The organism is Metallosphaera yellowstonensis MK1 (assembly GCF_000243315.1).
GTDB lineage: Archaea > Thermoproteota > Thermoprotei_A > Sulfolobales > Sulfolobaceae > Metallosphaera > Metallosphaera yellowstonensis.
Genome location: NZ_JH597761.1, coordinates 836,428 through 861,656, shown reverse-complemented (window position 1 = coordinate 861,656; position 25,229 = coordinate 836,428). Strand labels below are relative to the sequence as shown.

Sequence of the window (25,229 nt, the reverse complement as noted above, 5' to 3'; positions counted from 1 at the left end):
AAAGGCACCTACTTCCTGAAGTAGAGCAAGGCCAGGAAACCCATTGTGAGAAAACCTGAATAGAGTATAACTAGTTCATAGAAATTGTGAAGGAACCTTCCCACTATCGCCCCTATAAGGACCACGAGAACCAGAGCTAGGTAACCGTCACCCAAGCTGAGGACCTCCTTGCTCAGTACTGTCTTCCACACGCCCCTAGTGGCGAAGTAGAACGAAACTAAGAACGGGATCGACTCGATCAGCGCCACGAGACCGTAAAGCCTCGAGTGTAGGGGTAGTGCTAAGAAGACACCGAACGCTAGGCCGAAGGAGAAGACGCCAGAGAAATAAAGCGATATTATGCTGTTTGTCCTGCTCTCCCACGGCTTATAACTCATGAGGAGATATGAGACTATGACAAACCCCACCGTAGACGCCACAGCGAAAGCTAGGAAACTCTCAACCAGTGCAGGGATGACAGGTAGGAGTATGAGCAGAAGCGAGATTCCAGCCACTTCCCAGTCCTTCATGCTAACCGCCTAATAGGTGTTGTTAAAAAATAAAATATCTAATGCTAACATGCTTGTTGTGAAGTTCACTGTTCCAGTGCTCGTGATCCACGGGGGAGCAGGGTCTTGGAGGAACTCGGCAGAGGACAGAGTGAGACGAGAGATAGGGGAAGCTCTGGACAGAGGTTATGCCGAATTCAGAACGGGGAGCTCGCTGGAGGCTGTCGTGGAGGCTGTGTCGTACATGGAGGACGTTGGAATTTTTAACGCTGGGATTGGTAGCGTAAAGAACTCTGAAGGTCAAGTGGAAATGGACGCCGGGGTCATGTACGGGAGGGACATGTCAGTGGGAGCTGTAGCATCGGTGAGAGCTAAGAACCCAGTGAGGGAGGCCCTGAAGGTACTGAGGGATGGGAAGCACGCCCTCATGGTGAGGACAGTATGGGAGGATCTGAGAATTGAAGGGGTAGAGCACGGTTCCGATACTGTGGGAGCAGTGGCTCTTGACGCTGAAGGTGGTTTAAGTGCTGCCACGAGCACTGGGGGAATAAGGGGAAAACTCCCAGGTAGAGTGGGGGACTCTCCCATCCCTGGAGCTGGGTTCTACGCGACTTCAAGGGTAGCTGTTTCGTGTACAGGTGTAGGGGAACTGATCCTGAAGATCCTTCCTTCAAAGGAAGTCGACATGCTGAGGGGGATGGACTTTCCGCTTGAAGAGGCAGTTAGAGCAGTGGTTGGCAAGATGACCTCGACTTTCGGGAGTGGTAACTTCGGTATCATCGCCTTAGACTATCAGGGTAACTCTTCGTGGGGTTTCAACACCGAGGCTATGCCCAGAGGGGTAAGGTGGAACCAGGGTAAGAGAGTCATGTTTTGGGAGGGAAGCTAGCCTTGAAGATCCTGGTCATAAGCAACATAAGGTTCCCCGAACCACACATCGAGAGCGTTCTCTCAAACGTTATAAAGAAGGAGGAACCAGAGACCATAGTTCTCAATGGAGATACTACGCAATGCTATTGGGACTACGAGTGTCCGAGGGTGATAGATGTGCTTTACGTGATAAGGAGTATAGCCCCGTGGGCCCAGTTGGTTTACATTCAGGGGGACATGGACCCGCACGCCATAAAGTGTATCATGGCTGAACCCAGGTACAGGGAGGAGATAATAGGCACCACCATGTATATTGCAGACGTCTCTTCGGCGAAGTATTACATAATTCACGGGCATCAGGGCGACATAGATCAGCTGAGAAAAAGTGTGGGTGCCGGCCCATGGGACTGGTTAGTCATAGGCCAGCATAAAAGGCTAGAGGTGGACAAGTTGGCTAGAGTCATATATGCGGGCGGCATAACTAGGGATTATCCCCCTGAGGCCCGTGGATATGTCGTCATAACGGACTCCTCTCATTATACCAGGAGCCTCAGCCACTGAAGGGATAAGTCGAAGCTCTGACTCTTTCAATGATCTTAGCGTCGTAGAGACCGTCCAGAGGGTCCCCGTCTCCTTCCCTCCAGACCACGTAGTTGTCTGCTACCATCATGTTCCTTTCCCCCTTGCAGAAGAGAACTTCTTGAACGAAGGGTGTCTTCCTGACCTTCATGACAGCCTTAGCGAGTTCTGGCGTAAATTTATTATAAAATACCTGAACTATCACAATATACTCTTGGCGTGGACAGCCTAAAAGGTCAGGGAAGAACGTGGGAGGTATGATCTCGTACTAACTTCCATTACTAATATTATTTCCTCCTCATAGGGTTCCCCATGGATCATCTTGCAAAGAGACTGCTCGTCCTCGTGTACGTTAACGAAGAGGAACTAACTGAGACCTTGAGGAGAGTCCTCAGGGATGCTAGAACGTCTGGGTTCAGAAAGGTGATCGTGAACGTCCTCTCTCAACTACCTCACTGGCAAGTTCTAGCCAACAGTAGGGAGGCCATACTCGATAATATAGAGCTGGGACTAGAGATATATACGGTAAACCCGGAGGAGGTCGCCTCATTCTTGGAAAGGAAGAAGTATTATGAGGCTGACGGACTTTCCCTGTACTGTGATGAAGGCCATAAATATCAGCTCAACAAGATAATAGGTACTCTTCCTGACAGCGTTAAGGTCAATATCGTGAAGAATTCCTGTAAGTAGTTTTTTATTTTGGGCCAAGAGTATCCATGCAAGTGATATTTTTGAAACAACTTAGCTATGATATCCTGATAATAGGCGGAGGGTTCGCAGGTTCCACGGCGGCGTGGCACTTATCGCGAAAGGGTCTGAGGATTCTCCTCATCGATAGCAAACCTTGGAATAGAATCGGTGATAAACCTTGTGGAGACGCAGTGAGCAAGGAACACTTTGACAATCTCGGAATGCCCTATCCCGAGGGAGAGCAGTTGGAGCAGAAGATAGAGGGGATAAAGCTTTACAGCCCCGACATGTCCACAGAATGGACAGTCAGGGGTGAGGGATTTGAGATCAATGCCCCTCTGTACACCCAGAGGATCCTGAAGGAGGCCAGGGATAGAGGGGTCGACGTCATGGACCTCACGACAGCCATGAGGCCCATATTCGAGGACGGGCATGTACGGGGCGCAGTGATATTCGACAGGAGGTCAAACGAACAGTCGGAGGTGAGAGCTAAGGTAGTTATAGAGGCCACAGGGTACTCCAAGAGCTTCAGGAGTAAGCTCCCTCAAGAGTTTCCAGTCACGGAGGACCTTGACGAAAGGGATGCAGACATAGCCTACAGGGAAGTGGCTTACACTAAGGAGGACATAGAGGAGCCTGGGTACCTCAAGATATTCATCAATCAGACCACCTCCCCAGGAGGCTATTGGTGGTATTTCCCCAAGGGGAGGGATAAGGTAAATATAGGATTGGGCATCCAGGGAGGGATGGGCTATCCGAGCATATACACATTCTACGAAAAGTACTGGAGTCAATACGGACCTGACGTAGATAGGAACAAGATGATAGTCAAGGGAGGGGCCCTAGTTCCCACCAGGAGACCCTTAGATACCTTGGTGTGGAACGGGATCATAGTAGTGGGCGACTCCGGCTATACAGCTAATCCGGTTCACGGTGGAGGAAAAGGATCAGCCATGATATCGGGATTTTGTGCCGCCAGGACTGTGCTTGATGCCTTCGAGAGGGGAGACTTCTCCTCAGCCAGTTTATGGGAGACCAACATATGTTACAACCAGAGATATGGGGCGAAACAGGCTAGCCTGGAGCTCTTCAGGAGATTCCTTCAAAGGCTCACAGACGAGGACATAAACTACGGCATGAGAAAGAAGGTAATCAAGGAGGAGGACCTGCTGGAGGCAAGCACGACTGGTGATCTCCACCTGTCAGTTGCTGAGAAGGCCATGAGGGTTATAGCTGGGATAGGAAGACCATCTCTTCTTTACAAGCTCAAGAACGTATCCCAATACATGAAGGAGATAAAGGAGCTGTACAAGAACTATCCCGAATCGCCGGAGGGTCTGAAGAGGTGGAACGCTCAGGTTAAGGGCCTGATATCAGATTTTGAAAAGGCCATGTCCAAGTAATATCAGGAATAAGAGGAAATACGGAAAGATGATGGGTATCCAAAAGGTCTTCATTGCGGTGTTCCCTACCTGTTCCAATCCTTGAACCATCACTGAGACGAACTTCCCAATTATTTTGGTTTTTATAGTTATTATTTTATAACTCGCTTCGACCTTTTTGATGTTGGAGAGAGCCATCTCTGTAGCTTCCTTAAACGCCTCCAGCATGGCGTTACAGGGGCGAGCCGGACTATACAGGTTCCCCCAAACGCTGGCAGTACAGGAGTGGTCATCTGGGGTGACTAGGATGACCCTGTCAAACTTGTCCTTAAACAACTCCCGCGCTTTTCTGCTAGTCTCTTCATCCGCGTTGTTGGCGTAAACGTAGAGGACTAAGATCCTCTTCGCCCCGTCCCCTATTACAAGTGCCTTCACCCTGTTGTCGCACACGCCTTCGCAATTTGCACCGATCCTAGTTTCTCCGTATCCAACCTGTAGCTCCTTTTCGTCCAGGATAAGTTTCTTAGACAGGAAAGACTTGAGTACAATCTCGTCCTTGTGTCCTATCTCTTCCTTAAGCGATTCGTTATGACAATCAACGATGAAGTTTCCAGTTATTAGGGACTCGTCCCAAAGGTTTCCAGGGAGGTCGTCTATCCCCTTACCGGGCCTCTCCGCAAACGAAAGGGATATCTTGTCGAAGATCAGCGATGTGAAGACGAACTGAGATTCATTGAAGATTCTCAGGCCCTGAAACTTCAACGGCGTCCAGCCATCGTTCAGCCCGGAGGCTATAGCTTGAGCGACCTTCATGGACTCCCTACTTGAGGGGATGTCCAGCTCGTGACTTCCCGGTCCGTGAAATACCAAGATCTTGTCCTTGAGGAGATCCTCAAGCTGATATATGAACCCAGAACTACCTACCCTTCCGTACATCCCGTAATGGATCCTGGGTACCAGGAGCACTACCTCTCCCAGCTTTAAGGAGAGAACTGAAGTCTGGAAGCCGGTGGAGATCCTCTCGAGGAACGCCTCAAGTTCGTCCTCCCTTCTGTAGCTGAAGGCCTTGAGGAACGGTCTCACTATGTTCAGTGAAGGGAATCCAGTTATCTTCGTTCCCTGTCTATTGATGAAGTCAAAGTAAACAAACGAGAAAGCTCCCACCAACAAGTAGAAGACTAGGAGTGGTATATCCAGGCTGAGGCCAACGAGGGTATATCCAGGAATTAGCCCTGTGAACACCGAGATGACTGTAGAGGCCTTCTCCCCATAATCTATTACCAGAGTGTAGGCAACCAGGGGGGAGAAGAGACCGAAGGAGTAAGGGAGGGTAGCCGGGAAGAATGAGAGCAACAGGTAGAGTATTCCAAATAAACCGGTCAGGAATAGGGAGGTCCTAATCCTCTTCCTAAAGGCTAAAAGGGATAGTCCAGCGTAGATGACGAATCCTAGGATGTAGCTCAGACCGTCTGAAAAAGACCTAAGGATAGCAAGGAAAGACTCGCCACTTACCCAAAGGACTAGGTTCTGCGTCGATGGCAGTCTTATAAGCTTGGAATAGTAACTCCGGGTTAATTTTTCTGAATCCACAGGGTAAAACAGGTGGGGCGGATAAAAAAATGACCGAACTAGATTGGTCATCTCTCAAGCCCGAGAAGGTGGTCAGAAACGATCTGGGCGAGTGTTCTATGTTTTACGTAAGCTTAAGCGGGTTAGGAGATTTCCTGATATTTCACTTCCGAGGGAGAGTGGATTACGTTAAAGTGATGAGGCCGTTCCCTGGAAAATGGGACTGTCTCAACGCTCTCTATAATCCCTCGGGACTGTTTGCCTACGATCTGGGAAGAGGGCCCTTCCTGGAGGTAATTCGTAAGAAAATGGAGGCGATAGGAGTTGCTGAGGGATTATGAACTGATAATAAGCGACGTTGATGGAGTAATAATAAGGGAAGGAGAACCAATTTGGGAGAACATATTCGCCCTCAGACAGTTGATGGTCGAGGGGAAGACCGTTATCCTGGTGAGCAATAACTCTGGGTTCAGTAGAATCCTCCTATCCAGGCAACTCAGCTACCTCGGGTTGCCAGTGAGCCCTGGAAGAATAATCACCAGTGGCCTCGCCGCCGCCCTCTACATGAGGAGGACGTGGGACTTTCGGAGGGTCTTCGTCATAGGAGAGGAAGGGCTAGTCGAGGAGTTGAAATCCCAAGGATTCGAGGTATTAACAAGTTCTGAGGCGGAGAGGGAGGTACCAGGTGCAGTAGTACTTGGACTAGACAGGCTGGCCACCTACGACAAACTCTCCGTTGGTATGAGATGTATATCGAAGGGTTCCAAATTTGTGGTGACTAACATGGATAGACTCTGGCCTTCCCGTGACGGGTTGAGACTGGGAGCTGGGGCGTTAGCCATGGCTATCATCTACTCCCTAAGGCGAGAGCCGGACTTCGTTGCAGGTAAACCTAATAAGTGGATCATCCAGGTGGCCATGGAGATGGCTGAGCTAAAGGATCTAAACAAAGTAGTCGTGATAGGGGATCAGCTGGAGACGGACGTGAAGATGGGGAACGAAATGGGTGCAGACACTGTCTTAGTTCTAACAGGGATCTCCTCGCTTCAAGACATAGAAGCTACAGGGATAAGGCCTAAATACGCCGTGAGAACGCTATCTGAGATCCTGTGAAGAGGGAAGTTAAGCAATTCTTATAATTGCACCAGTTACGTTTTTTGTATGGATAAACTCCATTATGACGCAGTAGTGCTCGGGGGAGGACTCGCGGGACTCATGGCTGCGCACGAGATCGCCACTGCAGGTTTTAAGGTCGCGGTGGTCTCTAAGGTATTCCCAACGAGGTCGCACTCTAGCTCCGCCGAGGGAGGGATAGCTGCTTACGTGCCTGGCAACTCCGATCCCAACGATGACCCAGATTACATGACCTACGACACAGTTAAGGGCGGAGATTATCTGGTAGATCAGGACGCGGCGGAGCTGCTTTCAGTCAAATCTGGGGAGATAGTGGATTTGATGGAGAGGTGGGGGACATTATTTAATAGGCAACCAGACGGCAGGGTTGCCCTGAGGTACTTCGGAGGCCAAACCTACCCCAGAACGAGGTTTGTTGGGGATAAGACTGGGATGGCACTCCTTCACACGCTCTTCGAAAGGGTCTCAGGCTTAGATGTGGACTTCTACAATGAGTGGTTCGCAGTGGATCTGGTGACAGATGAGAGAAGGGTAACTGGAGTGCTGGCCTTAGACATGAAAAACATGGATCCAGCCTTCTTCAAGGCTAGGGCGGTAGTAGCAGCTACCGGTGGGATGGGAATGCTTTACGCTCATACCACTAACGCCTACATAAACACGGGTGACGGATATGGTATGGCCTTGAGGGCAGGTGCCGCAATAAAGGATCCTGAGTTCGTTCAGTTCCACCCTACGGCCCTCTACCCGTCGGACATCCTAATAAGTGAGGCTGCCAGGGGTGAGGGAGGAATATTGAGGAACAACAAGGGAGAGAGATTTATGGCAAAATACGCTCCCAAGAAGTTGGATCTTGCACCCAGAGACATTGCCTCCAGATCCATCATGATTGAGATAAGGGAAGGGAGAGGATTTCCCGGTGGTTATGTCGGATTGGATCTGACACATCTGGGGGAGTCCTACATAAAGGAGAGGCTGGCCCTAGCCTACGAGGCAGCAATGAACTTTGCTGGAGTGGATGCAACCAAGGAGCCTATACCGGTGAGGCCAGCACAACACTATTACATGGGGGGTATAGACGTGGATACCAATGGGATCAATACCGACCTTCAGGGCCTCTTTGCAGCAGGAGAGGCAGCTTGTGTTTCCGTACACGGGGCTAACAGACTGGGCTCAAACTCCCTGCTAGAGACTCTGGTGTTCGGCAGGGAGACCGGTAAAACCGTAGTGGAGTACCTCAGAAAACATGAAGAGGTCTCCTCTCCCTCCTTGGACAAGGAGGCAGAGAGGTTACTCAGTGAGGCTTATTCCTTTGTCAAGAGCGAGAGTGGAGTTCACTTCGGGGAAGTCCTGAACAAACTGAGAGGAGTCATGTGGGACAAGGTGGGAATATTCAGGGATGAGGATATGTTGAAGAGTGCATTGACAGAAATAGAGAAACTAAGGGGACAAGTTAGGGAGATGTACGTGACCGATAAGGGCAAGACATACAACACTGAGTTCTATAACGCCCTGGAACTCAGGAACATGCTGGATTTAGCCGTAGTCATAGCTAAGTCAGCCCTCATGAGGACGGAATCTAGGGGGGCTCACTTCAGAACAGATTTTCCTGAGAGAGACGACAAGAACTGGTTGAAGCATACCTTAGCTTACCTGAAAGGTAATCAAGTGGAAATAGGTTTCAAACCGGTAAGGATGACCAAATGGAAGCCGGAGGCAAGGGTGTATTAAGATGGAGGCTCAAACCTTGGCTACGAACCTGGAGCAGAGGGAAATAACGGTAAGGGTCAAAAGGTTTAACGAGGACAAGGGAGAGTTCTGGAGCGAGTATAAGCTCTCCGTGGATAGGTTCACTCAGATCACCGAAGTACTTAGACGGATAAAGACGGAGCAGGATCCAACGTTAGCCTACAGGGCATCGTGTCATATGGCTGTGTGTGGTAGTTGTTCCATGAAGATTAACGGAGAGCCCAGGCTTGCGTGTAAGACCTTAGCCCTAGACGTTGTAAAGAAATTCAACACCGACGTCATAACCCTAGAGCCCATGGACTACTTCAAACCCTTGAAGGACCTCATTGTGGACATGGGGGATTTCTACACACGCATGTTCAAGGTCAAGCCCAGGCTATATCCAGCAGAGGAGGTCGTCAAAGGAGTTGCAGAGCAGAGGCTGAAGCCAGAGGATCAAAGGGAGTTATGGAAGTTCGCCCAGTGTATATGGTGTGGTCTATGCGTTTCGGCCTGTCCGGCTGTGAAGGAGGATGAGAGATTCTTAGGACCAGCAGCTCACGCTAAAGGTTACAGGTTCTTGGCGGACCCAAGGGACACATTGTATGAGGAGAGACTAAAGATCCTTCTGGACAGCTCCTGGAGATGTACTTACTGCTATCAATGCTTCCACGTCTGCCCAAGGGACGTAGAGCCCGTGACCACAATAAAGAAGACCAGGGCTCACACGAAGTTCTCCAAGGAGAAGACAGATGTGATGAGTACAGGAGAGAGACACGTTAAAGCAATATATGAGAGCATCAAGGAGACCGGGATACTACAGGAGGCCAAGGTATACATATCCACGTATGGTCTTGCCACAGCCATTACAGACATGCTTCACACCATGAGAAATGGGAAGATGAAGTACGCGCTAATAAGGGAGAAGAAGGTAAATGAGATAGAACAGATAAGGAAGCTCCTGGGTGATTGAGATGAAAGTAGCTTACTATCCAGGATGTGCAACTCACGGCCTCTCCAAGGACGTTGATATAGCGACCAAGAAGGTGGCAGAACTGTTGGGACTGGAGTTGGTGGAGGTAGAAGATTGGAACTGCTGCGGCGGTGGGTTTCTGGACGAGTATGATGAGAGGGCCCACGTAGCACTCAACCTGAGGAACCTCTCTAAGGTCGAGAAGATGGGACTGAAGAAGATGGCAACCCCTTGTAGTGTCTGTCTTAACAGTCACAGGTTAGCAACTGCAAAATTCAGCGAAGATAAGGAGATCAGGAAGGAGGTAACCCAGAGACTTCAATCAGCTTCACTTCAGTATAACGGTACAGTGGACGCTGAGCACATAGTCTGGGTATTGGTGAGAGACGTAGGAGTCGAGAGGATAAAGTCCATGGTCAAGAGACCTCTGACCAACCTCAAGGTAGGAGCGTACTATGGTTGTCAAATGCTGAGGCCAGAGCAGATAATGGGCTTCGAGCCAGCTTATAATCCTCACAGCCTCGAGGACCTGATATCAGCCACTGGAGCAACTCCGGTGAGGTTTCCCATGTCCACCTCCTGTTGCGGTTTTCCTCTAATGGGTAGTAACCCTAAGGGAGGGCTGAAGCTGGCATACAACGTCTTATCCTCAGCTAGATCGGCTGGAGCGGACTTGGTGGTTCATCCCTGCAGTCTTTGCCATCTTCAGATGGACGTAACGCAGTTTAAGGTCATGGAGGAGTTCAAGACTGGATGGACTATGCCTACCATCTATGTCACTCAACTGTTGGCCATAGCCTTCGGGATAAGTCCTAAGGAACTTGGGTTGAGCAGGATAGCATTGAAGGCCCTGGAGGAGAGGGGGATAACTTGATCTCTCTGGAGAAGCTTAGGGAACTCGGAATTGAGGTCAAGGAGTGGAGAGAGGTTTACGAACGACCTGGAAGGGATCCGTTCGCCAAGGAAGCAGAGTATAGGGTCTCAGACGTCTTCTGGGGAAAGTTCCACCTGAGAAATGATGGCGACCTTTACGTATTGGTCATCTCTAAGATACCCTTTAACTGGAAAGAGAGGCTAAAGGATATGAAGCTTAAGGGGGAGGTAGTAGATGCAGCCGGTGGAGTGATGTGGATCAAGGAGGAAGAGGAGTGGTTAGAGCAAGACTTCAAGACCCTTAGGGACTACCTCGAGAAAGTCAAGGGTGAAAGGAAATAGGAGAGGAGGCCCTAGCTTCACTCTGCCATGGTTCCATGGCTGTAGGCTAGGTATGGCTGACTTTCCTGTTTCCGTCAACTTAAAAATTTTTAGATCTTGGAGAGTGCCCTGTCCAAGTCCTCCACTAGGTCCTCTACGTCCTCAATACCAACTGACAGTCTAAGGAGACCATCTGTTATACCAGAGGCCTTCCTCTCCTCAGGCGATAGAGTCCTATGGCTCATGGTGGGTGGGTGGGATATCAACGAGTTAACTCCACCTAGGCTCTGAGCCGGAATTATTACCGAAGTGGACTTCATAACCTTTACCGCGGCCTCTGTACCCCCTCTGACCTCAAAGCTGACTACACCCCCATAACCCTTCAGAACCCTGGTGGCAACCTCATGCGTCTCGTGGCTCTTTAGCCCAGGATAGTAGACCCTCTGAACCTTAGGGTGAGACTCGAGAAACTCAGCTATGGCCATGGCGTTCCTGTTTATCACGTCCATTCTGATCTTCAGCGTCTTCATGCCCCTAATCACGAGAAAGGCCGGGTGAGGGTCCAGGGAGGTTCCTAAGGTCCTCCTCATCTGATCTATAGCCTTAACTAAGTTTCCATCACCTGCCAAGAGACCTGTTATCACGTCGTTGTGTCCTGCGATGAACTTGGAGGCACTGTGGATCACTAGTTTGGCCCCGAACTCCAGCGGCTTTTGATTGATCGGCGTAGCGAAAGTCGAGTCTACTATGAGGGTAGATCCCAAGTCCTTACACGTCTTGCCAAGCTCCTCCAAGTCCACCACCCTCACTAGAGGGTTAGTTATGCTTTCCACAAAAACTATGTCGTGCTTGTCCTTCGCCATCTCGATCATGGATTCATTGTCTGCAGGGGCAACGCTCACCTTCACTCCCCAACTGGACAAATAATCCTTAACGAATCTGACGCTCCTACCGAACATATCTACATGAACGAGGATCTTGCTCCCTGGCCTTGACAGGGTGAGAAGAGACGTAGATATGGCTCCCATCCCCGAGGAAAACGCTAATCCTGCTTCTGCTCCCTCCAGTTCAGCTATCTTCTTGGCCAGTTCTAGGACAGTCGGATTGATCTCTCTGGAATATCTATATCTCTCTCCCTCTGGGTATAAGAAGGCGGTAGTCTGATATATTGGAGTTGTTATTGCTCCAGTCGTTGGATCTATGGACTCTCTGACGGACTTAGTTGATTCTCTCAATCTGAACACCTCCTGCAAGCTCAGTCTCGATGAAGTCACAAGCGAAACCGTTCTTCTTGCATACATTGTCTGCCCTGTCCTTCAATCCCATGATGTCAGTATATTTATCATAGAAGACCAGAACGGAGGGACCGGCTCCACTCACACAGACTCCTATGGCGTCGCTCTCCAGTGCCACTTTCTTGACCTCAGGATAGTGGGGATACATGGGGGTCCTTGCCTTCTCCACTATCTCGTCGTTAAGCCCTAACCTTATGAGTTCTCGGTTTCCACTTTCAAGGCCTAGGATCAGAGATGATATGAATCTAGCATTTTGCACGGCATCGCTGAGGTTCACCCTATTGGGAACGAGCTCTCTGGCCTTCCTGGTCTTTCCTTCCATGGGCTTCACCCTCGGAATTATTAGGAGAAGATTGAAGGCAACCCTAACTGGGATCTGAGCCACCCTAATGGGAGACGTTGAGACCACGGCTACCACTCCACCAAAAAGGCTGGCAGCTACGTTATCGGGATGAGGGGAACCGCTCACTGCTCCCTCTCCTAGCATGGCGTATTTGACTAGGTCTTCCCTTCTCAAACCCAACCCTAGCAATTCATTGACTGCACTGACTGCTGCTGAGGCCGAGGCCCCACTACTCCCCAACCCTAACCCGAAGGGAACTCCTTTCTTAACCTTAAGTCTGACAGTGACTTTGAGGCCCAGGTCCTCGAGCATAGACAGTACTGCTGCCCCTGCAGAGTTCCTATGGGTTTCTTTTGGAATACCGTCCGACGTCTCTATTAGGACTCCCCTTCCCTCGTTATTAACTATCTCCGCCTCCACTTCATCATGGTACGCTTTATGTGCCAAAGAGAGAATATCGAAACCTGCCCCTAGGTTAGCGGAGGAGGAGTAAGCCCTTGCAACCACTGAGGACATAGCGTTAAACTTCTGCGTGAGGTAAAAGGCTTTGCTAGGTTTGACCTTCAGAAAATATTCCTTTCAAGAATTTCATTTTTTCGTCCCTTATCACCAGTTTTAGTCTCTCCTTTGTGAGCCGTCTCCCATGTATGAATCCCTCTGGGGCAACCACTTCCGCCCTACCTACGAAAATCGAGGCAGTGGAGGGAGACTTCAGCCTTACAGATGGGTTCCTCACCAGTGAGGAGAGCCCAACCCACTCTTCGTAACCTATCTTGGGGCCTTTCCCATTAACTAAGATCCATCTCTCCACGTCCTCCCCCTCCACATTGTCGCATAGCAGGGTACTGACCAGGAGAACGTCACCGACACCGTACTTAAGGGCCTGACACGCAGGCACTGTTCCAAGCAGTATCTTCCTTCCAGGGACGTCTCTCCATCGAGCATCGTCCTCTCCTATTATGACTTGTCTCCTATCCAGGGCCTTAATGGTCACTTCTACCCTCTCACCCTCCTTAACCTTGGTATTGGGAGGCAACGTCACGTATCCGTCTGAGAGGGAGAAGGTTCCTATCATATAACTTTCGAAGGGAATTGGGATGACATAAAAATCGTCCCCCCTCTTTAAGACATAGACCGGCAGACTAGTAGTCCTGTGTCTGTCAGCTACGAGTGGAAGTATGGTGGTTGCCTGTATCTTTCCTCTTGTGGGAGTTCTCATTGCCTCACTGGTGCCGTCCATAGCCTTAAGGTAACTCATCACTATTGAATCAAATATCATGACGGTAGCCACAACGTTTCCCGACAGTCCGAAAACGGGCTTTCCGTTAAGGACGGCCAAGATGGTGGGTTTTCCGGGCTTGAAGTTCACTCCATGAATTATTAACTCCCCCTTCTCCCTCAGGACTTGGTGGACGTAATCCTTCTCTCCTGCACTGGTTCCTCCAGTGGTTATTATTACGTCGGCTTTATTCGTAGCCTCCAAAAGTGTCTCCTCGATCTTATCCTTCTCGTCAGGCAGAAGCTCTGCTCCCACCACTTCATATCCCTGTTCCTCGAGCCTGGTCCTCAGGAACTGGATGTTACTTTCATATATCTTCCCAGGCGGTAACTCTGAACCCGGCTCTACCAACTCATCTCCAGTAGCAATTACGTAAACTTTGGGCTTAGCGTAAACCCTTACCTTGGATATTCCCACAGACGCCAACGCTCCTACGTCTTCAGGTGAAATGACCTGCCCTTGGGACAACAACTCAGTCCCCTTAGGTACGTCGCTACCAGGCCACGCCACGTTGGATCCAAATCGTACTACCCTATTCACTACTATTCGATCTTCCTCCCTAGTCACGTGTTCAACCTTCACTACACTGTCAGCACCTTGAGGCAGTAGTGACCCAGTGTCGACCTCAACCGCTTCTCCCTCGCCCACTACCAGGTCTTTCCATTCACCTATGGAGATCTTGCCTACGATCCTCAACTTTCCGGGCGTCGACGAGGACATCAAGGCGAAACCGTCAACAAGGGATCTGGCAAAGGGGGGGTTGTCGACAGGAGACTTCACTGGCCTAGAGGCTACCTTTCCCACGGCCCTCAGTAAACCCACTTCTACTTCTTCCTTCCTAGGAGGAAGACGATCCATGAACTTCCTTAGAGCATCCCCAATAGTGGGAAGGTTCTCCTCAGGTACAAAAGTCCTCATTACAAAGGAAAAAGTGCAAAACGAACTTTTAAATGGATATTAGGGCAGCCTGTTGCAACTGTTCTAAGACCGCTACGATAGGCCCCCTGATTTGCTCCTCCTCTATCTGAGCCTCTTTGCTAATTTCTTGGATGATCTGTCCCACCGTCCTATCTCCATCGCACATTGCCCAGATATAGTAGGCTACAGCAGCGACCTCATATATCTTGTCGTCAGACAACTTGATGATATACTTCTCTCCATCTTCGCTCTTGTCTACGTATTCTCCTTCCCTTCTAGGCTTCCTATCCTTTATGTCGTCGTATGACATGGTAGACTCGAATCCTTGTTCGGGGCCTTGTCCTCCTTGATCTCCCTCTTCATTCACTCCTCTTCCTCTCCTTCTTCTCTGGGCCTTCTCCTATAACCACCGCCGAAGTTACCGTATCCACCTCCCCCGTAGTTCCTTCTGCCTCTTCCTCTGAAACCCCTTCTTTGTGGAGGAGAGTCGTCGGTGGGACTCGTCTCCGGCACTTGGTCTGCCTCTGGGACTGAGGCCTCGCTTGCCTCACTGATCTTGGATCTACTTCCTGCGTTCAGTTGTACCTGGCCCTTAAAAACCGTGGTCCAGGCGTTCTCAACTTTAATGACTTGACCCTCCTTTACGGTATCGCCTTGGCTTCCCCACAACGTCAGCTTAACTCTTCCGGTATCGTCCCCAACCATGACTTCTCTGATTGTTCTAGGCCCATTCTTGGTCTGAACGACCTTTTGTTCTCCTACCTCGAGAACTCGGGCGGTTACTTCTATATTTTCCATACCGCCCTTCAGATTACCTATCTTCTCTTCCATGTATCTCGACTCACACGTATTTGTTAGGTTTTATTTTGAAAGGACTGGTATTTAAATTAGTTGGTAACATATGCGACCCTCTTGATTACAGCCTAGTTAGGTACTAGTATCATCGCATATGACGGCTATACAAAGATCACTTTGTGTTATCAGGGTTTGGGGGCAGAAGACCCCATCCGTAAGGGTAGTTCACCTTGACAGAAAAAGTTACGTCTTCTATGACACATAACGCTTCGATCTCCTTAATACGTTACGAGCTCCAGCGATTCGAGCTGAGGACTCGGAGTTTGACCTTGACGGCGAACGTCGGCACGTTACCATCATCGTGGGTTAACGACTCTTAACCTCTGTTTATAAGCTACCAGAGTATAGTCATAATTGGGAGAAATAGTGAGTAATAGGCTCCTTGAGCTCCCCAAAAAGTTCCTCGAGGATCTTTACGCACCTTTCGTGGGGAGGGAAGAAGAGGCAAAGGTCCTCACTTTGGCTCTCCTTACTAAGGAACACGTCGTGCTCATAGGGGAGCCAGGTACAGCAAAGTCGGCCCTAGCACGTAGGGCAGCGGAGCTCTTGAACGCAAAGTTCTTCATGTATCTCCTCACGAAATACACTGAACCTGCAGAGCTCTTCGGAGCTCTAGATGTGAACGCCTTGAAACAGGGGATATATAAAAGGATAACAAAGGACAGATTGCCCGAGAGTGAACTTGCCTTCCTTGATGAGATATTCAACGCCAACTCAGCGATACTCAACGCGCTCCTCTCGCTACTCAACGAGAGAGTGCTTTATGATGGTTATAACGTAATAAAGGTTCCCCTCAGGACACTCATATCCGCGAGCAACAGGGTACCAGACGAGCCTGAACTAGAGGCCCTTTACGATAGGCTACTCCTGAGGCACTACGCAAAGCCGGTGGGAGAAGACATGTGGAAGGATCTGATAGAATCCTCTTGGGAGATCGAGTTCACGGAGAGGTGGAAGGTGAGAGAACCCATAATGTCAGTTCAGGATTTGGACAGGATATACTCCATGTTGCCCGAGGTAGATTTGAGTCAGATCAAGGGGAAGCTCCTGAAACTTTACGCCATGCTGGAGGAGAAGGGGGTACACTTAACGGATAGAAGGAAAGGGAAAGTGCTAAAGATAGTCTCTGCACATGCCCTCCTTAACGCTAGGACTAAGGCGACAGAGGAGGACCTTATAGTGCTAAAGTACATAGCCCCTAAGGAAATAGACGACTTCGAGAAAGTGTCAGCTCTTCTTTCGGAGGAACTGAAGACGCCCATAAAGTACATGAGGGAACTCAACGAGATCTACAACAACATAAGGGAGGCCGGCAAATATGTGGAAGCAGCTTCAGAGTCGGATCCGAGGCTCATCGACCTTATTAGGAGTCTGAGGGCCACTAAGGATAGGGTAATCTCCCTAGGCAAAGAGAGCGGGGACGAGAAGGTGGAAGAGTTTTCTAGGGAGGTAGGTTCTGAGATCGATAAGCTAGTGGAGAAGGTGGGCAGGAAGCTGGGGATCTACACATGAGCGGGCTCCTCAGAGGGGTGGATTATGATAGCCCGATCGTGAAGTACAGGGGAGAGAGAATACTTCATACACTGAAGAAGGTATCTGGGAGAGACACCAATATAGATCCCAACTTCCTCATTGACACTTATTACGTTCATTATCTTCCCCTTCCTATTCCAAAATCTAAAGCTGAGATAGATCCCAGCGATAACATAAAGTACTCCTTAGTGGACATGACCATGTCGTCAGAGATAGTGAACAGGAATAGGAATTACTCTGTAGCCAACTCGGCAGTCAGTATGGCACTCTCGGTGAGCTACGTCCAGAACCTGATTGAGGAGCTGGAGAGGATAAGGAGAACATCTCAATCTCAGGAGGAAAGGGAGGCGGCGGAGCAAATCTTGAACGGAATCATGAGGGGTAGCTCAGGAAGAGAGGGAAGGAGAAACGAGAGCCAGCAACAGGAGAATCAGGCTATGAACAAACTAATGAAACAGGTGCACGAGAAGGCCATGGCCAAGGCGACGGAGGACGCTAACTCTGTCAGGAGTATGCAGAGGATAGTGGGAGGTAACGGTGCGGGCACAGGATCCGTGATGACATTCGAGGGCGACGTTCATGAGGTATTAAGGCTGGCGAGGAATACCGAGGTAAGGAAGATCTTAGAATTCCTGAGTGGAATACCTAGGTTAGGTAGTTTCTCGAAGAAGAAGACCGCCAGGTATTCCAGGGGGGAGCTCTACGGGTATGAAGAGGGCTCTGATCTAGAGCGTATCGTTCCGTCGGAGCTGGCTCTACCTGAGGAGCTGTTCTATGTGAAGTTAGCTGAGAGCCAGCTTCTCTTATACCAGAAGCAGATTAAGGAGACTTTAGGACCCATATATCTACTCTTGGACAAATCGGGTAGTATGGACGGTGAGAAGATCCTCTGGGCGAAGGCAGTCGCACTTGCCCTCTATAGCAGGGCGAGAAGAGAGAACAGGGACTTCTACTTAAGGTTCTTCGACAACATTCCCTACCCCCTCATCAAGGTCATAAAGAACGCCAAAAGCAAGGACGTCCTTAAGATGGTGGAATACATAGGAAAGATAAGGGGAGGCGGAGGTACTGACATATCGAGGTCTGTGATGTCTGCGTGTGACGATATTAAGGACGGGCACGTAAAGGGTGTAAGTGAAGTCATAATCCTAACTGACGGTGAGGACAAGATAGCTGAGACCACGGTCAGGAGATCGCTAAGGGAGGCTAACGCAACATTGGTCAGCGTCATGATAAGGGGAGACAACTCCGATCTGAGGAGGGTATCAGACACATACTTGGTTGTTTACAAGTTAGACCAAAACGATCTACTGAGAGTAGTCGAGTCTTAGAGAACGGATTTTATCTCTTTTCTGAGCTCCTCTTCGAGCATGAGCTTTATCTCGGAACGATGTATCCTTGTGAGGTGAAGGAAGGTGCCCCTTTTCGTGAAAGGGCCCTTTCCACAGAGCCTGCAATACAGGAGAGAGTTCTCCTGTGTCACAATCCAGAAACTTACTCTATCGACTACTCTTTTCCCCATATCCTTCCCTGAGAATCCCATGACCCTGATAAACTCATCCTCTTTAACCTGAATACGCGAGGCCCTCTTCGCGGCCAACTCCACGAGCTTATCCGCGGTTATTGAGACTCCGCTATCCATTGTCTATCCCATACCGAGGAGATTCCCACCACAATTGCGAAGAGAGTTACCATGCGTTGCATCTTAATGATTATTCCGCTGGCTTCCAGGAAACCGCCGAACTCATTAACGTCGAGACCCAGAGCCCTCATAACCCTCTCGACCCTCACCTCCATCTCGGGGAAGTTATAGGGTACGTTTCCCTCGTCTAGACTCCTCTTCACTTCGGTCACCAGTTCAAGGGTGGTTGCCAGTTCCTCTTCACCCACCTCGTCAAAGATATCAAATATAGGCCTCTTCAGCCTCGAGCCTACCGCCTCCGCCATCCCAGGCACGTACGTCAATGGAACCAGCGTCAAGATCCAATTATCCACGTATTTCCTGACGGTCTCTGAGACTTGAAGGGACCACTCACCCAGCCCCTTGATTATCGAAGCAGCGGCCATTATATGGGCTGCGGCTTCTCCTGCTCCGGCTTCAAACTCTGAGGTCAGGTTACTCCTGTTCTCAATATCTATGCTCAATCCTACCCACTTAATCATGTTGTTCTAGACTCCACACGTTTAAAGTGATGAACGTATAATACCTCCCGTCCTAGTTCAGAACCCACTGACTTAGATCGCTTAGCCAGGAAGTTCAGTGGAAGGTATAAAGAGGAAAATCGATTTTAAGGAAACTAATGAATGTCTTCATATTTGGTGGAGGGGGAGATGTAGTCTCAGCGTTGATCCCCTATCGACAATTGGCCCGGAGAGGTCACGTAGTTTATCTGGGAAGCGTAGTTTGGGAGAGGAGAGTTGAGGACTCCATTCCAGGACCCATATGTAACGACTCCTGGAGGGAAGTGGAGGTTATAAATAGGTGGGTCTCTTTAGTGAATGAGAAGAGTTACGCGGTAAGAGGAGGTCGGCTTATAATACCACAAATAGTTAGGGTCGCCAAGGCTCTTGGGACAAAGCTCTTCTCCCTTTGTCTCGAGGGTGGATCTAAAGGTCTTTTCACTGCACTAAGGGAAATTTCCCAAAGTCACAGTTTGGACGCCATAATAGGTGTCGACGCTGGGGGAGACTGTAACGCTTCTACGTAACTACTCGTTATTTTTAATCACTTCTAAATATCGTTTTGACAAGTTGTGTTTATATAGTATCACCGAAGTAGTTTTTATTGATGATCCCCCTAACTGATGACGGGCACTGCTCACGAGGTTTGGGGAGTGATAAAAGTGTGGATGGGAGGGTAGCGGTGTTTCCCTCGACCAGCCCCAATGAGTTAAGGGTGAGTGTGTATGATCCCTTAAGAGGGGTGCCCGTGGTGGAATTAGAAGTAAAAGGAAAAGTTACACCATGGGTAAACACGTACTTGCAATAGGAGATGAGGAAGGTCTGAGTAGTCCTTTGGCCGATTCGATCTCGTTGGCCTCCCTAGTCAGACTGAAGAGGGAAGGACTGAACACCTCCCTACAGGTAGTAGGCTTAGGAGCTGATGGCGAACTAGATCCAGCTTACTTGCTTTCCAGGATCAGCAAGATAGCCTCCATGGGAGGTTTATTGGAGGTGGGAGGACTGGACAGGGACATGGCACTCCTACTGGAAGACGTTCTCGCTAACGTTAATACTGAGGCATCTAGGATCCCTCTTCTGGCTTTCAGGGGCACATACGGGGAGATCACCATCAGGCAGGGATTGGCAAAGGTGTTCGTATCTCCTCTGCAGGCCGTTTCCTTTACTCTAGATCCTGAAGTTGTCATACGGGACTCCATGACGGCAAAGGCAGTATACGAGTCCAACTCGATTGACGAAGCTGACACTTCCCTCAATAGGCTCAATCTCTACACCGAGTTGGACCTGGAGCGGGACATCTACGCCATGTTCGGGGAGAAGGCCTCCGAAATACCCCCTGAAGTCGTTAAATCGTTGAGAAGTAGGAGAGTTCAGAAACGTTTTTAACAAATGAAGGAACCATACTCACTGTGAACACCCTTCAGGTCCTTAAGGAACAGTACGGTTTCACTGAGGAGGAATTGGAGTACGCAATCAACAGGGCCAGAGGTATTATCATGGGGTTTGCCATGGAGTACAGGGCGAGAATGGTCCTAGAGTCGATGAACTTCGTGAACATAAGGTCAGTGGATCTCCCCACCCACGACCTCGAAGCTGAGAGGGACGGGAACAAGTACTTCGTTGAGGTTAAGGCCAGCAAGAGATCACCTACGAAAGAGTACAGTGCCTACAAGCTGGCCATGATAGCAAGACTCAACGGCACACACCTTACTCTTCTCATGACTCCTAGGCCTAGTTTGCTTCTGACCGAGGAGATCCTGAGCGAGCCCAAAAGGATCTTATTGAACTTTTTCAAACTTGCCCTAAATAACAAGTTAGAAGACCTCAGGAGGTTCATGGAGGACGAAAAGAATAAGAAGATAGTAATGTTTTATGATAAGGTGGTTCAAGCATACCTACATGACACGCCTTTGAGAACGGAATCTCTTTACTAGAGACATCTTACACTCATCTATTGTCAAGTAATGGGGTATGATGGTCTTTCCTGATCACAGCAGTTATGGGACTTTAACGTAACTTAAAGATTTTCATCAGCCCCGGCGATCCGCCTAAATGACGTTCAACGAACCTGAGGAACGCCTCCACGCTCCTCAGGTTAAGAGCCCCTATCAGCTCCCTGACGACGTTGGTCATGATGGTAAAGATCGCGAGGTAGCCCTGGAGCCTCTCCCTCCTCCAGAACGAGGAGTCCTCCAGTCCCAAGGCCTTGACGTCCCTGTGGAGCTCCTCGATCTCCCACCTCATCCTCCAGGCCTCCTCGATCTCCTCCTCGCTGAGCGAGAGGTCGGTCGTGTAGAGGCACCTGGCCTGTGTCCCGGAGTCACGTTTATATTCCCGGACTAGCAACTTTACCGTAATGGGTCGGCCTCCCAGGGTCAGGTCGGCGTAGTAGAGTCCGGGGGGTAGGTCTCCCACTCGGAGGTGCCCCTCCACCTCCTCGAGGGTCCCCTGGGCCGACTCGACCCTGAGGAGCCTCCGGTTGGACTTGAGCTCAGACACCACGTTCTCCTTCACGAGCTTCTCTGACCAGTACCACGAGTCGAAGACGACCCTGGACACGCGGAAGTACCCCTTGAGCACGTCCAACATCTCCCTGGCCATCTCGATCTTGGTCTTGAACTCGGTGACCATCCCCAAGTCCAACATCTTCCTCACGGCGTAGGGGAAAGCTCCCATCATGAACGTCCTGCCCGTGGAGAGGTCCACTATGGCGACCGTGAGGAGCTGCACGCCCCTCTCGAACCTCCCGTGGGCGTGGCAGTAGATCCAGTAGTTCCCGTGGGGGCTCACGTCCCTCCCCCTGGAGTACTCCTTGTGGTCCACGGTGTCGTCTATGATGACGGCCACCTGACCCTTCACCAGCCCCGACAGGACCTCCAGGTAGTCCCTCCACGCGCCGTCGAGTTCTCCCAACGCCTCCAGCAGGTTTGCGTAGTCCAACCCGAACGTCTCAACAGCGTTCCTCACGCTGGCCCTCCCACCTAGCAGGACCATCAAGACGAGTGCCAACCCGACCTTCCTGCTCCTCCCGTTCCTCCTCACTATGCCCAGGACCTGGTTGACCGCCTTGATCAGATCCTCCTTAGCCAGTTCGACCTGTCCCTTCCGGTTTGCCATCTTTTCAGCAGGAAGACGTCGAAAATTAAAAACTTCTCGCTAATACCGACTTTCCCGTATTACCTCCCTAAGATTCCCATAACTGCTGCTGATCATTTGATGAGTTTCTCCCTACCTGTCCTCACTTTCGATAATCTGTACCTCATGAGTTCCTCCTCGGCCTTGTTGAGGTACTTATAAACCGTGGAATGTTCCCTGCCCTTTATCAGGAGCTCTATGGCCTTTCTGGCTATGGGTAACTGCTCGTACGTGCCCAGCATGACCACGAAGTGGTCACCCACGTGTATTCTGACCCCCGTATACTCCTGAATTATCCTCTTAGTTTTGCCATCCTCTCCAATTATTCGTCCCTTGACCCTGATTAGGGACTCCTTCGACCCGAGGCTCTCCTTGAGGTCTATTACCTCAAGTATGTAGTCCTCCCCCATGAGCTTTAAAGCCTCCTCTGAAGGCACTCCATATCCCACTGCCTTTATAACGCTCACGACTTTCATGGCCTCATAGGGGCTTACGTTCTTAGCGTCCACAATGAAGTTTTTCCCCCTAGGTTCATACTCCACATCAACTCCACTTATCTCTTTAAGCCTAGGGATCAACCTCTTCACGTCCTCTAGTTTCTCGTCCGGAACAGAAACGAACATCGAGTTATTCAAAGCCAAGCCTGGCTAATATTTCTTCCACGGCCAGTACATCTACTCCCTTGGAAGAGAAGAACCTATTGACGTTCTCAATATCCCTACGCAGTAAGTCCCTCGCCGTCTCGTCCTCAACCAGGATAGCTTGGCCTACGTCTATGAGATAGGGCAATCTGTTCACTATCATTACGTTGTATTCGCTCAGGTCACCGTGGACTAGTCCAGATCTCTTCACTGAGAGTTCCACCTGGTTCAAAATTTCCCTGTAGAGCTCCTCGGTTACCTCCTCATCTTCCAGTTCAACTAGTAGTGGGGCTCTAATACCGTCCTCGCCCAAGAACTCCATCGCCAGCACGTTCTTGTATAAGAGGAGTGGCTTCGGAACTCTCACTCCGTTCTCGTACATTCTCTTGAGGTTGCTGAACTCTTTCCTCGCCCAAGTGTATATGAGTTCCTTGGTACCCTTGCTCTTCAGATTCTTGAACCTAGCGTCTGATGTGGTGTACTTGACTACAGCTCTCTTATGGGAAGCCGTCGACGTGTAGTATATCTTCAAGGCTATGTATTCGCCCTTAAGGGTTCTCGCTGGATATATCTTGGCCTCCTTTCCTGAAGCTAAGGAACCCAGTACTACATCTATTCTCAGTCTCCTGCTTACCTGGAGTACTGCCATATAAGTAGTAGAGTCTATTGTCGAATCTACCGTCTTGAAAAGATCCTCATCTTTCCTCCTCTTCTCCTCCTTCCTTCTCTCTATGGGTCTTCAGCCTCTCAATTGGTCTATGATCTCCCTGTTTATTACTTTCTCCTCCACTAGTTTCTTGATTTCGTCGTTCATATACCTGTACACTATATCTGCCTTATTCGGCTGGAAATCCCACGGTGCTGCCAGAACAACATCTCCCTCCTTAATCCAAGTCTTCTTTCTCATCCTCCCAGGTATCCTTGCAGTTCTTTCCTTACCGTCGAGACAGGACACGATTATGTGCTCTGCCCCTAACATTTTCTTCACTACACATATGACCTCTCCTTCCCCCGGTTTAGGGACGTCCCTGGTGGACTGAACGTTCTTGTCCTTCTTAGGCAACTACTTCGACACCTTTGCGTTTAAAGGGAAGGTCAGGTATTAAAGCTTACATTAGCTCAGGTCTTGTGAGTCATCCAGCCCTGAGGGATCGGCTCCTCGTTCCTGCGTCAAGAACAGCAGACACGAAAAACCTGAGCTACATACGGAGTAATTCTCGATGGTTCAGGGGAGAGGTTTAATCAGCTCTATCCCTATTGCAGTAGAACCTCCAGTACCGTGGCATATGCTGGCTATGCCTCTCTCACCTTTCATCCTGCTCAACACGTTTATGAGAGTGGTAACTATTCTAGCTCCGCTGGCCCCTATGGGATGACCTAGAGCTATCGCTCCCCCAAACACGTTTAGCCGTTCATAGGGAACTCCGAGGAATCTGTGCATTAACACGTTATTCACCGCAAAGGCCTCGTTGTTCTCAAAGTAATCGAAGTCTTTCAGTTCCATGCCCAGCTTAGTCAGGAGCTTCCTCACTGCCTGGATTGGAGCCTCGGTAAACCTCCAACTCTCAATCCCCACCCACGAGTGCCCCATTATCCTCGCTATAGGTTCAATCCTCCTCTCCCTCACTGCCTTCTCGCTCATGAGCACCAGTGCTGTCGCCCCATCTGAGATCTGCGAAGAGTTGCCCGCTGTATGCAAACCTCCTTCACTAAACGCTGGTTTAAGGGAACTCAACTTTTCCAAGCTAGTGTCTGGCCTGAAACCCTCATCCCTCTCGAGCCTCCCTTGAGGCAAGCTCACGGGAACCGTTTCATGAGAGAAGAAACCCTTCTCCCAGGCTCTGGCAGCTCTCCTGTGGCTCTCATATGCCACCTCATCCAGCTCTCTCCTAGATATGTCTCTCTCCTTCGCCACCATGTCTGCCTCTTGCCCCATGAGCTTGAGGTTGAAAGGGTCAGTCAACCCATCAAATAACATGGTATCTATAAACTCCACGTTCCTCCCCTGCAGTGATTTAATTCCCCACCTTAGGTCAGCCCTCAGGGCAAACATGGCCTGGCTCATGCTCTCCATCCCGCCAGCCACCACCAAGTCCGCGTCACCTGACTTGATGATCTGATAAGCGTTGGAAATACTCATCATACCCGAGGAGCAGACCATGTCAACGCAGTAACCGTCCACATTCCAAGGGATACCTGCCTTAAGAGAGGCTTGTCTCGCCAGATCTTGCCCGTGTCCCGCCCTGAGTACGTTCCCCATTACTACTAACTCCACTTCCTCAGGTTTCACACCAGACCTCTCTAGGGCCTCTTTAATCACAAGTGCTCCCAACTCCTGTGGTTTTACCTCCCTCAGCGATCCTCCGAACTTCCCTATTGGTGTCCTTACAGCTGAAACCACATAAACTTCAGGCATAACAACATCCCTGTATAGAACAATTTAAA

At 49.9% G+C, this 25,229-nt stretch carries 31 protein-coding genes; 16 read left to right on the top strand and 15 right to left on the bottom strand.

What is annotated here, in order from left to right:
• Positions 1-8 precede the first annotated feature (8 nt).
• On the bottom strand, positions 9-509 hold the full coding sequence (locus tag METMK1DRAFT_RS05250) for a hypothetical protein (RefSeq protein ID WP_009071486.1): 501 nt from the start codon (positions 507-509) through the stop codon (positions 9-11).
• 58 nt (positions 510-567) lie between these two features.
• On the opposite strand from METMK1DRAFT_RS05250, the gene METMK1DRAFT_RS05245 reads away from it, so the two are divergent.
• Both METMK1DRAFT_RS05245 and METMK1DRAFT_RS05240 read left to right on the top strand, forming a co-directional pair.
• On the top strand, positions 568-1,377 hold the full coding sequence (locus tag METMK1DRAFT_RS05245) for an isoaspartyl peptidase/L-asparaginase (protein WP_048087651.1): 810 nt from the start codon (positions 568-570) through the stop codon (positions 1,375-1,377).
• Between the two features lie 2 nt (positions 1,378-1,379).
• Positions 1,380-1,919 (top strand): metallophosphoesterase family protein, encoded by a 540-nt coding sequence (locus METMK1DRAFT_RS05240; RefSeq protein WP_048087437.1) that lies wholly within the window; start codon positions 1,380-1,382, stop codon positions 1,917-1,919.
• Here the strand turns inward: METMK1DRAFT_RS05240 and METMK1DRAFT_RS05235 are convergent.
• Positions 1,909-2,142 (bottom strand): hypothetical protein, encoded by a 234-nt coding sequence (locus METMK1DRAFT_RS05235; protein WP_052300188.1) that lies wholly within the window; start codon positions 2,140-2,142, stop codon positions 1,909-1,911. The genes METMK1DRAFT_RS05240 and METMK1DRAFT_RS05235 overlap by 11 nt on opposite strands.
• A 107-nt stretch (positions 2,143-2,249) precedes the next feature.
• Between METMK1DRAFT_RS05235 and METMK1DRAFT_RS05230 the strand changes: the two genes are divergently transcribed.
• Positions 2,250-2,627 carry a DUF5751 family protein gene (locus METMK1DRAFT_RS05230; protein ID WP_009071482.1) on the top strand — a complete coding sequence of 126 codons (378 nt, stop codon included), beginning with the start codon at positions 2,250-2,252 and terminating at the stop codon, positions 2,625-2,627.
• A gap of 41 nt (positions 2,628-2,668) precedes the next feature.
• Complete coding sequence (locus METMK1DRAFT_RS05225; protein WP_048087650.1) at positions 2,669-4,030, top strand: digeranylgeranylglycerophospholipid reductase; 1,362 nt, start codon at positions 2,669-2,671, stop codon at positions 4,028-4,030.
• On the opposite strand, the gene METMK1DRAFT_RS05220 is transcribed toward METMK1DRAFT_RS05225, so the two are convergent.
• Entirely contained in the window at positions 4,001-5,599 is a 1,599-nt protein-coding gene (locus tag METMK1DRAFT_RS05220) for a DUF2070 family protein (protein ID WP_009071480.1), read from the bottom strand. The genes METMK1DRAFT_RS05225 and METMK1DRAFT_RS05220 overlap by 30 nt on opposite strands.
• A 29-nt stretch (positions 5,600-5,628) precedes the next feature.
• On the opposite strand from METMK1DRAFT_RS05220, the gene METMK1DRAFT_RS05215 reads away from it, so the two are divergent.
• The 6 genes from METMK1DRAFT_RS05215 to METMK1DRAFT_RS05190 are packed head-to-tail and all read left to right on the top strand — an operon-like array spanning position 5,629 to position 10,625.
• On the top strand, positions 5,629-5,919 hold the full coding sequence (locus METMK1DRAFT_RS05215; protein ID WP_009071479.1) for a hypothetical protein: 291 nt from the start codon (positions 5,629-5,631) through the stop codon (positions 5,917-5,919).
• Positions 5,903-6,691 carry an HAD-IIA family hydrolase gene (locus METMK1DRAFT_RS05210; protein ID WP_009071478.1) on the top strand — a complete coding sequence of 263 codons (789 nt, stop codon included), beginning with the start codon at positions 5,903-5,905 and terminating at the stop codon, positions 6,689-6,691. Before METMK1DRAFT_RS05215 ends, METMK1DRAFT_RS05210 begins: the two co-directional genes overlap by 17 nt.
• 48 nt (positions 6,692-6,739) lie before the next feature.
• Positions 6,740-8,440, top strand: coding sequence for a succinate dehydrogenase flavoprotein subunit (locus METMK1DRAFT_RS05205; RefSeq protein WP_009071477.1), 1,701 nt, complete (start codon positions 6,740-6,742; stop codon positions 8,438-8,440).
• Between the two features lies 1 nt (position 8,441).
• Complete coding sequence (locus tag METMK1DRAFT_RS05200) at positions 8,442-9,410, top strand: succinate dehydrogenase/fumarate reductase iron-sulfur subunit (RefSeq protein ID WP_009071476.1); 969 nt, start codon at positions 8,442-8,444, stop codon at positions 9,408-9,410.
• A gap of 1 nt (position 9,411) precedes the next feature.
• Positions 9,412-10,284: a CoB--CoM heterodisulfide reductase iron-sulfur subunit B family protein gene (locus tag METMK1DRAFT_RS05195; protein WP_009071475.1), complete on the top strand. Its 873-nt coding sequence runs from the start codon at positions 9,412-9,414 to the stop codon at positions 10,282-10,284.
• Positions 10,281-10,625 carry a hypothetical protein gene (locus METMK1DRAFT_RS05190; protein WP_009071474.1) on the top strand — a complete coding sequence of 115 codons (345 nt, stop codon included), beginning with the start codon at positions 10,281-10,283 and terminating at the stop codon, positions 10,623-10,625. The genes METMK1DRAFT_RS05195 and METMK1DRAFT_RS05190 overlap by 4 nt, the downstream gene beginning before the upstream one ends.
• Positions 10,626-10,714: 89 nt before the next feature.
• On the opposite strand, the gene METMK1DRAFT_RS05185 is transcribed toward METMK1DRAFT_RS05190, so the two are convergent.
• From METMK1DRAFT_RS05185 to METMK1DRAFT_RS05165, 5 genes are read right to left on the bottom strand one after another with little or no spacing between them, the layout of a single operon-like run.
• The gene (locus METMK1DRAFT_RS05185; protein ID WP_048087646.1) at positions 10,715-11,839 is read right to left on the bottom strand and encodes an aminotransferase class I/II-fold pyridoxal phosphate-dependent enzyme; all 1,125 of its coding nucleotides are present in this window, start codon (positions 11,837-11,839) and stop codon (positions 10,715-10,717) included.
• Positions 11,823-12,758, bottom strand: coding sequence for a homoserine kinase (locus METMK1DRAFT_RS05180; protein ID WP_009071472.1), 936 nt, complete (start codon positions 12,756-12,758; stop codon positions 11,823-11,825). The genes METMK1DRAFT_RS05185 and METMK1DRAFT_RS05180 overlap by 17 nt, the downstream gene beginning before the upstream one ends.
• 34 nt (positions 12,759-12,792) lie before the next feature.
• A complete protein-coding gene (locus METMK1DRAFT_RS05175; RefSeq protein ID WP_009071471.1) occupies positions 12,793-14,439 on the bottom strand; it encodes a molybdopterin-binding protein in 1,647 nt (548 codons plus the stop codon).
• A 28-nt stretch (positions 14,440-14,467) separates the two neighbouring features.
• Positions 14,468-14,749 carry a PqqD family protein gene (locus METMK1DRAFT_RS05170; protein WP_009071470.1) on the bottom strand — a complete coding sequence of 94 codons (282 nt, stop codon included), beginning with the start codon at positions 14,747-14,749 and terminating at the stop codon, positions 14,468-14,470.
• A 53-nt stretch (positions 14,750-14,802) separates the two neighbouring features.
• Positions 14,803-15,270, bottom strand: a complete 468-nt coding sequence (locus METMK1DRAFT_RS05165; protein ID WP_009071469.1) for a single stranded DNA-binding domain-containing protein — start codon at positions 15,268-15,270, stop codon at positions 14,803-14,805.
• 390 nt (positions 15,271-15,660) lie between these two features.
• Between METMK1DRAFT_RS05165 and METMK1DRAFT_RS05160 the strand changes: the two genes are divergently transcribed.
• Both METMK1DRAFT_RS05160 and METMK1DRAFT_RS05155 read left to right on the top strand, forming a co-directional pair.
• On the top strand, positions 15,661-16,806 hold the full coding sequence (locus METMK1DRAFT_RS05160; protein WP_216586089.1) for an AAA family ATPase: 1,146 nt from the start codon (positions 15,661-15,663) through the stop codon (positions 16,804-16,806).
• Positions 16,803-18,158 (top strand): vWA domain-containing protein, encoded by a 1,356-nt coding sequence (locus METMK1DRAFT_RS05155; RefSeq protein ID WP_009071467.1) that lies wholly within the window; start codon positions 16,803-16,805, stop codon positions 18,156-18,158. Before METMK1DRAFT_RS05160 ends, METMK1DRAFT_RS05155 begins: the two co-directional genes overlap by 4 nt.
• Here METMK1DRAFT_RS05155 and METMK1DRAFT_RS05150 read toward each other — a convergent pair.
• Positions 18,155-18,469: a hypothetical protein gene (locus METMK1DRAFT_RS05150; protein ID WP_009071466.1), complete on the bottom strand. Its 315-nt coding sequence runs from the start codon at positions 18,467-18,469 to the stop codon at positions 18,155-18,157. The genes METMK1DRAFT_RS05155 and METMK1DRAFT_RS05150 overlap by 4 nt on opposite strands.
• Entirely contained in the window at positions 18,448-18,990 is a 543-nt protein-coding gene (locus METMK1DRAFT_RS05145; RefSeq protein WP_009071465.1) for a hypothetical protein, read from the bottom strand. Before METMK1DRAFT_RS05145 ends, METMK1DRAFT_RS05150 begins: the two co-directional genes overlap by 22 nt.
• Before the next feature lie 137 nt (positions 18,991-19,127).
• Between METMK1DRAFT_RS05145 and METMK1DRAFT_RS05140 the strand changes: the two genes are divergently transcribed.
• From METMK1DRAFT_RS05140 to METMK1DRAFT_RS05130, 4 genes are all read left to right on the top strand, one after another.
• Entirely contained in the window at positions 19,128-19,535 is a 408-nt protein-coding gene (locus METMK1DRAFT_RS05140; RefSeq protein ID WP_009071464.1) for a DUF1152 domain-containing protein, read from the top strand.
• 80 nt (positions 19,536-19,615) lie between these two features.
• Positions 19,616-19,816, top strand: a complete 201-nt coding sequence (locus tag METMK1DRAFT_RS16255) for a hypothetical protein (RefSeq protein WP_009071463.1) — start codon at positions 19,616-19,618, stop codon at positions 19,814-19,816.
• Complete coding sequence (locus METMK1DRAFT_RS05135; protein ID WP_009071462.1) at positions 19,792-20,394, top strand: DUF1152 domain-containing protein; 603 nt, start codon at positions 19,792-19,794, stop codon at positions 20,392-20,394. Before METMK1DRAFT_RS16255 ends, METMK1DRAFT_RS05135 begins: the two co-directional genes overlap by 25 nt.
• A 23-nt stretch (positions 20,395-20,417) precedes the next feature.
• Positions 20,418-20,942, top strand: a complete 525-nt coding sequence (locus METMK1DRAFT_RS05130) for a hypothetical protein (protein ID WP_009071461.1) — start codon at positions 20,418-20,420, stop codon at positions 20,940-20,942.
• Between the two features lie 73 nt (positions 20,943-21,015).
• Here METMK1DRAFT_RS05130 and METMK1DRAFT_RS05125 read toward each other — a convergent pair whose 3' ends face one another.
• The 5 genes from METMK1DRAFT_RS05125 to METMK1DRAFT_RS05105 form a co-directional block, all read right to left on the bottom strand.
• Positions 21,016-22,125 carry a transposase gene (locus METMK1DRAFT_RS05125; protein ID WP_009071460.1) on the bottom strand — a complete coding sequence of 370 codons (1,110 nt, stop codon included), beginning with the start codon at positions 22,123-22,125 and terminating at the stop codon, positions 21,016-21,018.
• 92 nt (positions 22,126-22,217) lie between these two features.
• Positions 22,218-22,766, bottom strand: coding sequence for a KH domain-containing protein (locus METMK1DRAFT_RS05120; RefSeq protein WP_009071459.1), 549 nt, complete (start codon positions 22,764-22,766; stop codon positions 22,218-22,220).
• Positions 22,767-22,770: 4 nt separating this feature from the next.
• The gene (locus tag METMK1DRAFT_RS05115; protein WP_009071458.1) at positions 22,771-23,433 is read right to left on the bottom strand and encodes a serine protein kinase RIO; all 663 of its coding nucleotides are present in this window, start codon (positions 23,431-23,433) and stop codon (positions 22,771-22,773) included.
• A 90-nt stretch (positions 23,434-23,523) separates the two neighbouring features.
• Positions 23,524-23,847 (bottom strand): translation initiation factor aIF-1A, encoded by a 324-nt coding sequence (locus METMK1DRAFT_RS05110; protein ID WP_009071457.1) that lies wholly within the window; start codon positions 23,845-23,847, stop codon positions 23,524-23,526.
• A gap of 162 nt (positions 23,848-24,009) precedes the next feature.
• Positions 24,010-25,200, bottom strand: a complete 1,191-nt coding sequence (locus METMK1DRAFT_RS05105; protein WP_009071456.1) for a thiolase family protein — start codon at positions 25,198-25,200, stop codon at positions 24,010-24,012.
• Between the last annotated feature and the right edge of the window lie 29 nt (positions 25,201-25,229).